Source organism: Paenibacillus phytohabitans, assembly GCF_013141775.1.
GTDB classification, from domain to species: Bacteria; Bacillota; Bacilli; order Paenibacillales; family Paenibacillaceae; genus Paenibacillus_AQ; species Paenibacillus_AQ phytohabitans.
The window spans coordinates 63,014-77,934 of record NZ_WHOB01000097.1; the positions used below are offsets into that span (position 1 = coordinate 63,014).

The 14,921-nt window shown below is 52.1% G+C and carries 9 protein-coding genes; 5 read left to right on the forward strand and 4 right to left on the reverse strand.

Annotation, left to right across the window (positions count from 1 at the left end):
• Positions 1-602: 602 nt before the first annotated feature.
• A complete protein-coding gene (locus tag GC101_RS33880) occupies positions 603-2,618 on the reverse strand; it encodes a methyl-accepting chemotaxis protein (RefSeq protein WP_171720884.1) in 2,016 nt (671 codons plus the stop codon).
• Positions 2,619-3,220: 602 nt separating this feature from the next.
• Between GC101_RS33880 and GC101_RS33885 the strand changes: the two genes are divergently transcribed.
• The 4 genes from GC101_RS33885 (at position 3,221) to GC101_RS33900 (ending at position 11,083) form a co-directional block, all read left to right on the forward strand.
• Positions 3,221-3,502 carry a CD3324 family protein gene (locus tag GC101_RS33885; RefSeq protein WP_039294537.1) on the forward strand — a complete coding sequence of 94 codons (282 nt, stop codon included), beginning with the start codon at positions 3,221-3,223 and terminating at the stop codon, positions 3,500-3,502.
• A gap of 186 nt (positions 3,503-3,688) precedes the next feature.
• On the forward strand, positions 3,689-4,999 hold the full coding sequence (locus GC101_RS33890; RefSeq protein WP_171720885.1) for a replication-associated recombination protein A: 1,311 nt from the start codon (positions 3,689-3,691) through the stop codon (positions 4,997-4,999).
• 453 nt (positions 5,000-5,452) lie between these two features.
• Positions 5,453-8,143: a glycoside hydrolase family 9 protein gene (locus GC101_RS33895; protein WP_171721040.1), complete on the forward strand. Its 2,691-nt coding sequence runs from the start codon at positions 5,453-5,455 to the stop codon at positions 8,141-8,143.
• Positions 8,144-8,173: 30 nt separating this feature from the next.
• Entirely contained in the window at positions 8,174-11,083 is a 2,910-nt protein-coding gene (locus GC101_RS33900; protein WP_171721041.1) for a glycoside hydrolase family 48 protein, read from the forward strand.
• 156 nt (positions 11,084-11,239) lie between these two features.
• Here the strand turns inward: GC101_RS33900 and mnmA are convergent, their stop codons facing one another.
• Complete coding sequence (gene mnmA, locus GC101_RS33905; protein WP_171720886.1) at positions 11,240-12,361, reverse strand: tRNA 2-thiouridine(34) synthase MnmA; 1,122 nt, start codon at positions 12,359-12,361, stop codon at positions 11,240-11,242.
• Between the two features lie 319 nt (positions 12,362-12,680).
• On the opposite strand from mnmA, the gene cymR reads away from it, so the two are divergent.
• Positions 12,681-13,100, forward strand: coding sequence for a cysteine metabolism transcriptional regulator CymR (cymR, locus tag GC101_RS33910; protein ID WP_039294546.1), 420 nt, complete (start codon positions 12,681-12,683; stop codon positions 13,098-13,100).
• A gap of 67 nt (positions 13,101-13,167) precedes the next feature.
• On the opposite strand, the gene GC101_RS33915 is transcribed toward cymR, so the two are convergent.
• Both GC101_RS33915 and GC101_RS33920 read right to left on the reverse strand, forming a co-directional pair.
• Positions 13,168-14,379, reverse strand: a complete 1,212-nt coding sequence (locus tag GC101_RS33915) for a tyrosine-type recombinase/integrase (RefSeq protein WP_171720887.1) — start codon at positions 14,377-14,379, stop codon at positions 13,168-13,170.
• 79 nt (positions 14,380-14,458) lie between these two features.
• Positions 14,459-14,917 carry an ImmA/IrrE family metallo-endopeptidase gene (locus GC101_RS33920; protein ID WP_171720888.1) on the reverse strand — a complete coding sequence of 153 codons (459 nt, stop codon included), beginning with the start codon at positions 14,915-14,917 and terminating at the stop codon, positions 14,459-14,461.
• Positions 14,918-14,921: the final 4 nt, after the last annotated feature.

Below are 14,921 nucleotides of genomic sequence, written 5' to 3' on the forward strand. Positions count from 1 at the left end.
AAATCCGGACACAAGGCGACCGCTAACTCTTTATCCGCGGGTCGTCCGGTCCGATCCGCTATTTAAGCGGGAAACATATATGCAATCTTAAAAAACGCAAAAAAGAAACCTCTCTTTGGCGAAATGTATTAACCATTTCAAAAGAGAGGTTTCTTTTGCGTGCTGAATGAGCAAATGAGGAGCATTAGTGCCCCAGAATCCACTGGAAGCGGGCCAAAAGAGCAAATGAGGAGCATTAGTGCCCCTGAATTCACTGGACGCGGGCCAAAGGAGCAAATGAGGGGCATTAGTGCCCCTGAATTCGGTGGATGCGGGCCAAAAGAGCAAATGAGGAGCATTAGTGCCCCTGAATTCACTGGAAGCGGGCAAAAAGAGCAAATGAGGGGCATTAGTGCCCCTGAATTCGCTGGATGCGTGCCAACTGAGCAAATGAGGAGCATTAGTGCCCCTGAATTCGCTGGATGCGTGCCAACTGAGCAAATGAGGAGCATTAGTGCTCCTCATTATGCCGGATGCCGCCAGAAGTAGGCGAATGGAGAATGTAATGTTGGTCCGTTTGCGGACCGTCCGCCCAAGCAGCCGGTGATAGTTGCCCGGGAGACTTAAGCCTTGCCCTTCGGCTCGAAGTGAAACCGTTCCACCTGTCCCTGCATGTCCGATGCCATGGCGGACAGCGCAGCGGAGGATGAAGTGATCTCCTCCATGGAAGCAAGCTGCTCTTCTGTCGCCGCTGTTACACTCTGGAAGGATTCCAGCGCGGCCTGGGCGATCTTGGCCATCTCCTGAACAGACGCTGCTACTTCTGCGCTGCTGGCCGACATTTGCTCGGTAATCGCGGATACTTCATGGATTTGCTCGCCTACATGCCGGGTGGACTGCTCGATCTGATGGAAGGCCTCGCTGGCTTCCTGTGTAAGCGCCATTCCCTGCTCCACATCTCCAACCACTTTATGCCGCATCACATCATAGGCGCTGGCAATCAGGTCTACCATCTCGGAGATGGTCTCCTGAATTTGTCCTGCACTGACATTGGTAGCTTCGGACAGCTTGCGCACTTCACCGGCGACTACAGCGAAGCCTCTGCCATGTTCTCCGGCCCGTGCAGCTTCAATGCCGGCATTCAGCGACAGGAGATTGGTCTGCTTGGCAATAGCAGAGATGGCCGTGCTGGTCTCCGCCACCTTGGCGCTTAAGCCGTTGAGCTCGGCGATCAGACTGCCGGACTGATGTACGGATTCGCGGATCGTCTTCATCTGTTCTCCGACATGCTGCATCTTGGCGCTGCCGGTGGAGACATCCTGTTCCGTCTGTACTGCAGCGCCCACTATCATCTCTGAGGCGGAGGCGATTTTTTGAATGCCGGTTGACATTTCATCCATCGTTATAGCCACTTCGGCGGAAGCATAAGCCTGGGTTTCCACACCACGGGTGGATTCCTCGACCAGCTCAGTCACATATTCGACCGCTTTGCTGTTCTCGCCGGTGCTGGCTGTCAGCTGTTCACTGGCTGCCGCCAGGTGGCCTGACGTTTCAGCGACCTCCTGAACCATTTTGCGCAGGGAAGACACCATCGCATTATAATTGCCGGCAAGCTGACCGATCTCATCCTTGCGGTTCGTTTCCACAGACTCATCCAGATAACCCTCGCTTACCCGTTTGGCCGAACGGTTCAAGCGTTCCACAGCGCCGGTAATGCGGCGGATGATAAGGAATGTTACGATCGAAGCAAGCAGCAGAGAGACGACAAGCACGATACCTGACTTGTACAGAATCGGGTATACAGCCTTGGTGTATTCATTCTCCGGCAGCACACCGGCCATTTTGAATCCGGTCAGCTCGTTTGTAATGTAGAAGCCGTCCATTTGTGTATTGGCTGTATCGTCCTTGTAGGAGATTTTGCCTGCCGGACCTTTGCCCATTTCAGCCAGCATCTGGCTTGTTGCTTCAGAAGCCACCTCCATGGTGGGGTGATAGATCACCTTGTTATTGCCGTCTAGAATATATACATAACCGCTGTCGCCCAGACTGACATTTTTGGTCAGCTCCATAAGCTCGTTCATGCTGATGCTGATGGTAACGGCACCCTTACCGTCCGGAAAAGCCCTGGAAACCGGCAGAATGTAGCTGTTCGTCACTTTGGAGAAAATCGGATCAATAACCGATGTGGTCTCCGGTGACTTTAGAGCGTCTATGTACCAGTCCCGGATGCGGGGATCATAATTCTGCTGCTCTGAATCCGGAGCGAACATGTATTTACCTTCATCGTTGCCCAGAGCTACGATATCCACTTCAGGATGCTCCAGCTTGAATTTGTCGATCAGGCTGCGTACTTTTGCAGTATCGCTGGTGAGATCGGCGGCACTAATCTGGTAAGCAAGCTCATTCACACCTGCGCTCTCCAGCTGGATTAATTGCGAAAGGGTTTTATCGAGAATATGAATGCTTGAGTTTGTGGTCTCTTCCATCTTGGAGCGCAGGGCCGACTCTGAGGTTTCCGTGGATATGACAACCAGGGCAAGGGAGGGGAGCACAATGGCTATGATGATTAGCAGCATGAGTTCCGTTCTGAGCTTGGTGATGTGAAATACACGCTTTAAAGGATTCCGTGGGGTTGTCATAGAAGGTTCCTCCTGAATTTCTGAATGGATGGGGTTAAATTAATTTCCATATCTCGAAGTAAATAGATAATTTAATATATATTTCGACACTAATCGACTAAAAAATTAGTTTTTCGTCAAAATTTTTTTGGATAAAATTACCGCTATGCATTCCTCCTGAAAGTTATGATTAACGTGAGCTCAAGGTGGAGAACGATTATAACTATTCTTGAACTTGTAACCCGCGGATACCTGTGGCTTAATAATAAGTGTCCGGCCGGGCAAGATTACTTCTGGAAGGAGGCTGATGGCAATGTTTTCAGAATACGAGGTGGTTTCCGTCTAAGACGGAAGCCTGTTTAAGGGGAGGCCGCGAGGCCTCCTTATGTATAGATAGCGGCTATATATTTCAGGCTTAGCTAAAATATATAGAAGTACACTGACAAACCACTGATAGATTACTGATAAACAATGAATGTAGACGCTAACCGCAGGGTTTAATATAATGAATTTAGGTTATTTACCAAATTTGAGGAGAAGAAAGGAGGCAGGTGGCATGATTATCAAGAACAGCGCAGTGATCGGACTTAACGGAACACACCTGTTGAAGGAGGAACCAGAACGTGAGTTACGTAAATGGAAAGGATGTGCTCCCCCCGGGATTGCTCGAAGAGCTACAGGGCTACATCCAGGGTGAATTGCTATACATCCCGAAGAAGACGGAAGAGCGGGTACGATGGGGCGAGAACAGCGGCTCCCGGCAAGAAATTGCGAACCGCAATGAAGAGATCTTCTGTAGTCACAGCAGCGGCTGCTCGGTGAACGAGCTGCAGAAGAGATATCATTTATCCGAAGAAAGCATCCGCAAAATCATTTCAAAAATGCGGCTGGCACTGAACAGCTAGCCTGAATATTTGAAACAACCCCAAACATATAAGTTCTAAGAATAGAACAAAGAGCATGCTCCCGCCGGTGATGGCGAGGTCATGCTCTTTTTAATGAAAGCTGCGGGTATGGTATGATAGAAGGCAGCCAGTTCTTTCTATCGAAGAAATAGCGAAATACCAGATTACTAGCAAGGAAGTGGAGTTATGGATTTATTCTCGCTGGGTGAGGATAACGGGAACGGGAGCGGACGGCTGCTTGCAGACCGGATGCGGCCCGTGAATCTCGATGAATATATTGGACAGGAGCATATTGTAGGCCGCGGCAAGCTGCTGCGCAGGGCCATTGAGGCCGACCAGGTATCTTCCATCTTGCTGTACGGGCCTCCGGGCTGCGGCAAAACAACCTTGGCTCATATCATATCGCATCATACCCAAGGTGAATTTGTCCGGCTGAACGCGGTGGAAGCCTCGGTCAAGGATGTCCGCGAGGTTATTGAACGCGCCCAGAGCAACAAGGCGCTGTACGGCTCGAAGACCATTCTGTTTCTGGACGAGGTCCACCGCTTCAACAGCTCCCGCCAGGATGCGCTGCTGCCGGCAGTGGAGAAGGGGACGATTACCTTCATCGGCGCCACGACGGAGAATCCGTTCCATTATGTGAACGGGGCGCTTATGAGCCGCTCCACGCTGTTCCAGCTGGAGTCCCTGACCAGTGAGCATAGCCTGATTGCCATGAAGCGGGCGCTCGCCGATGAGCAGCGGGGCCTGGGGTTCATGGATCTGAAGGCGGATGAGGACGCGCTGCAGCATATCGCCACGATGGCTAACGGCGATATCCGCCGCGCCTTGAACGCGCTGGAGCTGGCGGCGATGACCACTGCCCCGGAGAGTGACGGCAGCGTGCATATCACGCTGGAGGTGGCGGAGGAGTCCATCCGCCGGCCGATTGTCAAAGCGGACGAGTCTACGCAGTATGATGTGCTGTCCGCTTTTCACAAAAGCATTCGCGGCTCCAGCGACGCCGCCCTGTTCTGGTTCCTCTACGCCGTGGAGAAGCTCGGCATGGACCCGATGACCTTCATCCGCCGTCTGATCGCCGCGAGCAGCGAGGATATCGGCCTGGCTAACCCGCAGGCGATGGTTCAGGCTGTCAGTGCGCTGGATGCCTACCGCAACAACGGCTGGCCGGAGGCGAAGCTGAATATCGCACAGGCAATCCTGTTTGCGGTGGAGAGCCCGAAATCAAACGGCGTGGTAATGGCAATCGCGAACGTTATGGATAGCCTGGAGGATCTGAAGTCGGCTGAGGTGCCGCTGCATTTGCGGGATACGCATTATAAGGGCGCAGCCCAGCTGGGGCATGAGGGATACCAGTATCCCCATAATTTCCCCGGCCATTATGTGAAGCAGGACTATCTTCCGAAGGCGATCTCCCGGAGGGTGTTCTATCAGGCGACCGAGCAGGGCAACGAGGCGAAGATCCGCCATAACCAGCAGCTGCGGCGCGGGCAATAGCGCTCCACTCAGATGCATTGGAAGACCAATAAAGGAAGAAAAGTAAAGTGAGACCACCGCATGCACTCAACTGCGGTGGTCTTTTGCTTGCGTATCCGCGTGCACCTGAAGCACGTTAGGCGTTTTTTTCGGTTGATGAAACGGCAAATATGATAAAAATGGAAATTTTTTGACAAAATGAGTCTATTTTCGGTGGATATAATTGTAAATATATAGAATTAAATTACTTTATGTGGTATATGTGTAGATAGGGAGATTATTTCCTTAATTTGTAAGTGGGGGTGGAGGATGGAGTGTACTGAATAGAATGTCTTATGAAATGTCTTCAATGGACGCTGGGGAGGTATCTGCGCGTGAGTCACCCGATCGGGCTGAAACGTAAGAATCGAAGGGAGATGAGTTAAGGTGAAGCAAACGAGACGGAAGACAGGCTGTATCGCAGCACTGAGCTTAATGCTAACCTGCACTATTGCTTCAGGGACTGTTATTCATCCGCATGTCAGCAAAGCCGCAACCGCCGGGATTAATTATGCAGAGGCACTGCAGAAATCTATCTATTTCTATGAGACACAGCGGTCGGGTGATCTGCCGGCGAACAATCGTGTGGAATGGCGGAGCGATTCGGGGCTGCAGGACGGTGCGGATGTCGGCCACGATCTGACGGGAGGCTGGTATGACGCAGGGGATCATGTTAAATTCGGATTTCCTATGGCGTACACCTCCACCATGCTGGCATGGTCGGTCTATGAATACAAGGATGGCTACGTGCAATCGGGGCAGCTGGATGAGATTCTGGACAATATCCGCTGGGCAACAGACTATTTTGTGAAAGCGCATACGGCTCCTAATGAGCTGTGGGGACAGGTCGGCAACGGCACGGCGGATCATAACTGGTGGGGACCGGCGGAGGTCATGCAAATGGCACGTCCATCCTACAAGATTGATGCTGCGCATCCCGGCTCTGATCTGGCAGCGGAGACCGCTGCTGCACTTGCCTCAGCTTCCATTATTTTCAGGGATTCGGATGCCGCTTATGCGGACAAGCTGCTGCTGCATGCCAAGCAATTATACAATTTTGCCGATACGTACCGCGGGGCTTACTCCGATACAATCACTGATGCCAAGCAGTATTACAATTCGTGGAGCAGCTACGCCGATGAATTAAGCTGGGGCGGAGTCTGGCTGTACTTAGCGACCGGCGAGCAGACCTATCTGGATAAGGCTACTGCCGCCAGCAATCTGTGGGGCACGAACCAAGCCGGAGATTGGGGTTATCAGTGGACCCAATCCTGGGATGACAAGCATTACGGTGCACAGCTCCTGCTTTCCCGCATTACGGGTGATCCCAAATTCATTCAATCCACTGAACGGAATATGCAGTTTTGGACCACCGGAGTGAACGGTACCTCTGACCGGGTAGCTTATACTCCCGGGGGGCTGGCCCATCTGGACCAATGGGGGGCGCTGCGGTATGCCGCCAACCAGGCATTCATGGCCTTTGTCTATGCGGACTGGGTTTCAGATCCGGTGAAGAAGAGCACCGCCCAGACCTTTGCGGAGCGGCAGATTACCTATATGCTGGGCGATAATCCGCGGAACAGCAGCTATGTGATCGGCTTCGGCGCGAATGCGCCACAGCATCCTCATCACCGCACTTCGCACGGCTCCTGGAGCGACAGCCAGACGACTCCTGCGAACCACCGGCATGTGCTGTACGGCGCACTGGTCGGAGGACCTTCCAAGACAGACAGCTACACCGATACAATCAGCGATTATGTCTCCAACGAAGTTGCAACCGATTACAATTCAGCCTTTACCGGCGCTTTGGCCAAAATGATGCTGCTCCACGGGCAGGGCCAGCAGCCGCTTGTGAATTTCCCGCCGGCCGAAACGCGTGAGGATGAAATGTTCACCGAGACCTCTGTGAACGCCAGCGGCAGCAATTTTGTGGAAATCCGTGCACTGCTCAATAACCGCTCCGGGTGGCCTGCCCGCTCCAGCAGTCAAATGTCCTTCAACTACTATATGGACATAAGTGAGGCTGTGGCTGCAGGGTATGGACCAGCAGATATCACCGTCAAGGCGGGAGGCTACAATCAGGGGGCAACCGTCTCGCAGCTGCTGCCTTATGATGAAGCGAATCATATTTACTACACCAAAGTAGATTTCTCCGGCACACCGATTTATCCGGGCGGACAATCCGCTTACCGCAAGGAGGTCCAGTTCCGGATTGCCGGGCCGCTGAACACCACCTTCTGGGACAACAGTAATGACTTCTCCTTCAAGGGAGTGGCTCCAGGTGCTTCCTCGGCGACGAAGAATCCGTATATTCCGGTATTTGATGCGGGTGTCAAGGTGTACGGGGAGCTGCCTCCCGGCGGCGGAACCCCCGGTGAACCCCAGGTTCCGGGCCGTCCGTCCGGCCTGCAGGCTGTACCCGGCAATGCCAGCGTGGCCTTGAGCTGGAATGCGGTCAGCGGTGCTTCCCAGTATACGGTCAAGCGCTCTCTGGTGAGCGGCGGACCGTACACGGTGATCGGCACGGCAAACGGAGCCGTCTACAGCGACAGCGGGCTGACGAACGGAGTGGACTACTATTACGTGGTGACCGCATCGAACAATGTGGGGGAGAGTACGGCGTCTGCACAGGCTACGGCCCGGCCGCGCGAGACCACCCCGCCGGTTACTGGAGCTTTGCGTGTACAGTACCGCACCAATGACACAAGTCCCGGTGATTCGCAGATCCGCAGCCAGTTCCGGATTGTCAACACAGGGGCCGAGACCATTGCACTCAGTGGTCTGAAGCTGCGCTATTATTACACAGTGGACGGGGACAAGCCGCAGGAATTTCACTGTGACTACGCTGTTGTCGGCAGCGGCAACCTGAGCGGAAGCTTTGTGAAGCTGGACGCGCCGGTATCCCTGGCGGATTCTTATGTGGAGATTTCCTTTGCCGCAGGGGCAGGAAGCCTGGCTCCGGGGGCGGATAGCGGGGAGATTCAGGTGCGGTTCAACAAGACGGACTGGACGGCCTACAATGAGAGCAATGACTATTCCTATGGTGGAACCCAGCAGACCTTCGCGGATTGGGAGAAAGCTACACTTTACCGTGCAGGAACGCTTGTGTGGGGCTTGGAACCATAAATCATTCCAGAGAGGAAGTATGCCGAAATGATGAAGCTGAGTTCAATCAAGAAACCATTCTCCATAGTAATGGCTGCCATCCTGATCATTTCTCTTACAAGCGGTATCTTTAATTTCAGACCCGGGACAGCCAAGGCTGCATCGGTAGAAAAGACAAGATTTCTGCAATTATATGCCCAGCTGAAAGACCCGGCGAGCGGCTATTTCTCGGCGGAAGGCATTCCTTATCACGCGGTGGAGACCCTGCTTAGCGAGGCGCCCAACTACGGGCATATGACCACCTCCGAGGCCTACAGCTACTGGATGTGGCTTGAAGTGCTGTATGGCTATAATACCGGAGACTGGAGCAAGCTCGAAGCCGCCTGGGACAATATGGAGAAATACATCATCCCGGTTAATGAAGGCGACGGCGTGCAGGAGCAGCCGACGATGAGCAATTACAACCCGAACAGTCCGGCAACCTACGCCTCGGAGCTTGCCCAGCCGGATCTGTATCCAAGTGCGCTGAACGGCAAATATACGCCGGGCAAGGACCCGCTGGATGGAGAGCTGAAGTCGACCTACGGCAATAACCAGACCTATCTGATGCACTGGCTGGTGGATGTGGACAACTGGTACGGCTTCGGCAATCTGCTGAATCCTGCGCATACCGCTGCTTATGTGAATACCTTCCAGCGCGGAGTGCAGGAATCCGTCTGGGAAGCGGTGGCGCATCCTTCACAGGATGACAAATCGTTCGGCAAGACGAATGAAGGCTTCATGAGCCTATTCACCAAGGAAAATAGCGTACCTTCCGCACAATGGCGTTATACGAATGCTACAGACGCGGATGCACGCGCTGTGCAAGCGATGTACTGGGCCAAGGACCTTGGATACACCAATACGGTCTATCTGAACAAAGCCAAGAAAATGGGCGACTTCCTGCGTTATGGCATGTACGATAAGTACTTCCAGAAAGTCGGCAGCGCTGCTGACGGCACACCTGAAGCGGGAACCGGCAAGGATTCCAGCCAGTATCTGCTGGCCTGGTATACTGCCTGGGGCGGGGGCCTTGGAACAACCGGCAACTGGGCCTGGAGAATTGGCGCGAGCCATGCGCACCAGGGTTATCAGAATGTGGTTGCAGCCTATGCACTGTCCACTGCAGACGGCGGCCTGATTCCGGCTTCGGCAACAGCCGGAGAGGATTGGGGCAAATCGCTGACCCGCCAGCTGGAATTCTACAACTGGCTGCAATCCTCTGAAGGAGCCATTGCGGGAGGAGCTACTAACAGTTATGGCGGTTCATACAGCGCTTATCCCGCCGGAACAAGCACCTTCTATGGCATGGCCTACGACGAGGCTCCAGTCTACCATGACCCGCCATCCAACAATTGGTTCGGGATGCAGGCCTGGAGTGTGGAACGGGTAGCCGAGCTGTATTACATTCTGGCTTCCAGCGGGGATACCACCTCGGCCAATTTCAAAATGGCCAAACGGGTGATTGAGAACTGGATTGACTGGTCTACAGATTATGCCTTTGCGGGCAGCCGTCCGGTAACGGATGCCGCCGGCTATTATCTGGACCTGCAGGGAAACCGGATTCTGGGCGGAGATGATCCGCAGATTGCCACCGTGTCCGCACCCGGCGAGTTCTGGATTCCGGGCAATGTGGAGTGGCAGGGCCAGCCGGATACATGGGGCGGCTTCAACTCTTTTAGCGGCAACAGCGGCCTCAAGGCAGTGACCAAAGATCCCGGACAGGATACCGGTGTGCTGGGCAGCTATATTAAAGCGCTTACGTTCTTTGCCGCAGGAAGCAAAGCGGAACACGGCAGTTATACTGCGCTCGGCGGAACCGCTTCACAATTGGCCAAGTCCCTGCTGGATACAGCCTGGGGCTACAATGATGGACTGGGAATTACGACGCTTGAGAAGCGGGCGGATTATTTCCGGTTCTTCACCAAAGAGGTATATTTCCCTGCGGGCTGGACGGGGACCTTCGGCCAAGGAAACACTATACCGGGCAGCGCGACAGTACCTTCTGATCCGGCCAAGGGCGGAAACGGAGTCTATGCGAGCTATACCGATGTGCTTCCCGATATCAAAAATGATCCCAAGTGGAGTTACCTGGAAGGCAAGTACAACAGCTCATACAACAAAACAACCAAGACATGGGACAATGGCGCACCTGAGTTCACCTATCACCGCTTCTGGTCACAGGTGGACATCGCTACAGCCTATGCGGAATACGACCGGCTAATCAATAACGGCAGCGGTCCAATACCGACAGCTACACCGACGATAACGCCAACGGCCACGCCAACAGCTACGCCAATAGCTACGCCGACGGTCACTCCAACAGCTACACCAACGGCCACACCGACAGTAGCGCCAACGGCCACACCAACGGCCACACCAACAGCTACGCCGACGCCAACGGCTACACCGACGACAATGCCAACGGCTACACCGACGGTCACGCCAACGGCTACGCCTGCTGCGGCGAACCTGGTGGTTCAATACCGTACAACGGATACGAACGCCACAGATTCGCAGTTCCGTCCGCAGCTGCGGATTGTCAACAACGGGACGACAGCGGTAGATCTCAGTAAGGTCAAGCTCCGTTACTATTACACGATTGACGGAGAGAAACCTCAGCAGTTCAATGTCGATTATGCAACACTCGGCGGCAGCAATGTGCTGGGCAGCTTCGTGAAGCTTGATCCTGCGGTTGCAGGAGCGGATTATTATGTGGAGATTTCCTTCAGCGCCGGTGCCGGCAGTCTGGCACCCGGGGCGAACACCGGGGAAATTCAGCTGCGCATTAACAAAACCGATTGGAGCAATTACAATAAGGCCGATGATTATTCCTATGATTCAACTAAAACGGCTTATACAGACTGGAACCGGGTACCACTGTACTTGAATGGCGTACGGCTATGGGGGGTTCAGCCGTAATAAAGCGGACATTCCGTTGCCGGAATCCGGCCGGAATCTGCTGGTCTGAGCATTATCCCGTACAATAACGAATAAAAGAACCTTCAGCTCCACCATCCGGTGGTGTTGAAGGTTCTTTTGTATGCATTAGGGGCTCGTCTCAGGCAGGTGATGCAGTTACACCTGCGGCAGCGGCACAACCTTCTCGGCAGTCTCAATGGTTCCGCCGCCCAGACACGTATCACCAAGGTAGAACACCACAGCCTGTCCCGGCGTGATCGCCTTCTGCTGAACATCAAATGCAACATGCACGGTTCCGTCCTCCTGCTTCGTCAGCGTAACGCCCTGATCCGGCTGGCGGTAGCGGAACTTGGCGGTGCACTTCAGCGGCGTATCGCCCAGTGTAGCTGCATCAATCCAGTTCACGCCGGAGGCTATGAGGCTGGTGGAGTACAGGCTGACATGCTTCTCGCCCTGTACAACATACAGGGTATTGCTTGCCAGATCCTTCTCGGCCACGAACCACGGTTCACCTGTGCCGGAGCCGCCGATGCCAAGACCCTGGCGCTGGCCCAGCGTGTAATACATGAGGCCGTCGTGACGGCCTTTGACTTCACCGGTGGCGATATCGACCATATTGCCCGACTGTGCCGGCAGGTATTGGCTTAAGAATTCACGGAAATTGCGTTCTCCGATGAAGCAGACGCCGGTGCTGTCTTTTTTCTTGGCGGTGTAGAGTCCGGCTTCCTCGGCAATTCTCCGCACCTCAGGCTTCGGCAGATGCCCGATCGGGAACATGGCCTTGGAGAGCTGGTACTGGTTCAGCGCATTGAGGAAATAAGTCTGGTCTTTGTTGTTGTCCACGCCGCGCAGCAGCTTGAACATGCCGTCTTCTTCCACTACCCGGGCGTAGTGCCCGGTAGCCACGTAATCAGCGCCAAGCTGCAGCGCTTTGTTCAGGAATTCCCCGAACTTGATCTCGCGGTTGCACATCACATCCGGATTCGGTGTCCGGCCGGCCTTATATTCTTCGAGGAAATAGGAAAAGACTTTATCAAAGTATTCCTTCTCGAAATTAACGGTATAGTAAGGAATATCGATCTGCTCGCACACGCGGCGCACATCCTCGGCATCGGTCTCAGCCGTACATACGCCGAACTCGTCGGTATCATCCCAATTCTTCATGAAGATGCCGATGACATCATAACCCTGCTGCTTCAGCAGAAGCGCTGTAACAGAGGAATCGACCCCACCCGACATACCGACGACGACACGGATATCCTGATTAGCTTTTGTCATCGTGATCACCATTTTCTATGCACAAAATACCGGCGTTCTGACTGAACACCCGGCTCATTGTGTATTATAACATACCTGTCTACCCCAAACAGGAGAAGGCTGTTATAAAATATAGCGGAAAACGGTTCAAAATTGACAATTTGTCCACCACTGGTGAACAAAATCGCGAATTATTCCCGTTGGGTGTTCCAAATGTGTCCAAAGATATGATAACATAAGCTGAGAGCAAACATCGGAATACGTTGATATGACATATCTCATGTCTAACCAGCGAAACAGGAACCACAGAACCAGCAACTAAACCGAAAGAGGTGCCCCTTTGAAAATATCAACCAAAGGACGTTACGGATTAACCATTATGATGGAGCTTGCCCTGAGATTTGGTGAAGGGCCAACATCACTTAAGAGCATTGCCGAGAAAAACGGACTTTCCGAGCATTATCTGGAGCAACTGATCGCCCCGCTGCGTAATGCCGGACTTGTAAAAAGTATCCGCGGCGCATACGGCGGGTATATTCTGTCCCGCGAGACCAGCACCATTACTGCCGGAGACATCATCCGTGTACTGGAAGGCCCGATTTCTCCTGTGGACTTCACAGAAGAAGATGACCCGGCCAAGCGCGACCTGTGGCTGCGCATCCGCGACAGCATCGCCGATGTGCTGGACTCCACCACATTATCCGACCTGATCAACTTCAAGGAAGAGAGCCACGCGGATAATTATATGTTCTATATTTAACAGGGGCTTGAAACCTGTTGATTTCAAAGGGATTTTTGAAAAGTGTTACCCGCAAATTACCCGTAATTTACTGATTCATTGCCCATTCAAAGTCGTCTGCAATTTCGTATTGCCGTTGCTTTGTTACATGGAGATAGATCAATTCAGTTACTTTAGAATTGCTTTTATGGCCGATACGGGCCTGGATCTCTGGTAATCCTACACGCGGATTCGATGCGAGTAGGGATACATGTGTGTGACGTAGGCTATGAGGTGTAAGCTGGGTTGGTAGCCCGGCTTTCCCTAGCACTGCTTTCATAATTTTAGGCATAGACGTAATTTGGATTGGATATCCTGGCAGGGATGGACACCAGAAGACGAAGTCATCTTTTGGGTTAAAGGTTTTGGCAGACAGTTTTTCTTCACGCTGCCAACCTTTTAGCAGCTCCAGAGCTTTAGCTACAGTGTCGCCAAAACTAATTATCCGTTCACTCTGATCATTCTTTGTAGGGATAAAAATGTAATTACGGACGCTTGTACCGTAAATCTGCTTGTTTACATCAATTGTCCGTTTTTCCATGTCGATGTCTTCCCACTGCAAGCCACCGGCTTCACTGATTCGTAACCCTGTATAAGCCAATACAACGAATAAAGCCCATAGGTTAATAGTTAATATGAACCGACACAACTGAAGAAAAGCTTTCAACTCATCCTTCTCAAGAAATTTTGGGAGGACTTGTTTTTTCTCTCCCTTTTTTCTTGCTACTTTTTTATCTTTTGGGATTACGGCATCTGCAGTTGGATCGGATTCTATTAACCCATTTCTTTTGGCATGTTTAAACATGAGAGAAGCTGCGGTATGGACTGCTGTAATTGTATTTCGGCTTTTTCCTTCTTCCTTCAGGTGGTATAACAATTCTTGATAAAACCCCGCAGTTACCTCAGGTAAAGTAAAACCTCCAAATTTTTTTAGTATGATTCCAAGTCCATACTTCCTGTTTTCAATCGTATTGCCGGTTGGCTCACGTTCAATAATGTAATGCTTAAGCCAACTTTTACCCCAGACGCTAACTGTTAGTTCCTCTTTGTGTTTTAGCGTTTTTTGAATCTTTTGGGCTTGAATAAGGATTCCGAAGTCGACTGCTTCTTGGATTGTTTCAAAGCGTGGGGACTCTTTCTCCTTGCTGTCCTTGACTTCCTTGCCATCGACAAGTTTCGTGACGGGCACATAGTACCGATAGGTGTATTTACCGTCTCGCTCTCGTACATTGGTTGGAAGCTCGTTCTTAGCATTTTTCATCCTTTTTTCTCCTTTACGCAAACATATGTTCTGTTTTTGGCTATATATAAACAGCCTCTCGGCTGAAGAGCGCGGGGGGTTATAGGTGGACTTTAACGCCCCTCAGAGGATCGAGATAGACTATGTAATTATCAATTGTCGAAAGGAGGCCAAATTGATCCTTATATCGATCAACCGCCACTTGTAAAAACTCTTCAGTAACATTTAAAAATTCTGCAATTTCATAACGATCCTTCGCACCCGAATGGTAGGCTTGTACAATAGCAGGCAGCGGAATGATTCTTTGATATGCCCATTGTCTCGCTTTGAGCTCCTGTTTGCGATTTCTAATATCTGTTTGGTCAAGGATATCACCTGTTGTTGTCTCATAATGGCCGATCTCCTCGGCAAGAATACAATGCTTTTCCATAACTGATAGGGATTTATCCAGCCAAATGATTTTATCTTGATACAGGCCCTTAAGTTTCCCACGGAACGTTACCTCATAAACTTCAATCCCTCTCACATCTGCATCTTTCATGAGGTTCTGATAGGTCAATGCG

Bases quoted from the DNA above. Each gene is read 5' to 3' on its own strand.
- GC101_RS33880 (WP_171720884.1), bottom strand. From the start codon at position 2,618: ATGACAACCCCACGGAATCCTTTAAAGCGTGTATTTCACATCACCAAG.
- GC101_RS33890 (WP_171720885.1), top strand. From the start codon at position 3,689: ATGGATTTATTCTCGCTGGGTGAGGATAACGGGAACGGGAGCGGACGG.
- GC101_RS33895 (WP_171721040.1), top strand. From the start codon at position 5,453: ATGCTAACCTGCACTATTGCTTCAGGGACTGTTATTCATCCGCATGTC.
- GC101_RS33900 (WP_171721041.1), top strand. From the start codon at position 8,174: ATGAAGCTGAGTTCAATCAAGAAACCATTCTCCATAGTAATGGCTGCC.
- mnmA (WP_171720886.1), bottom strand. From the start codon at position 12,361: ATGACAAAAGCTAATCAGGATATCCGTGTCGTCGTCGGTATGTCGGGT.
- GC101_RS33915 (WP_171720887.1), bottom strand. From the start codon at position 14,379: ATGAAAAATGCTAAGAACGAGCTTCCAACCAATGTACGAGAGCGAGAC.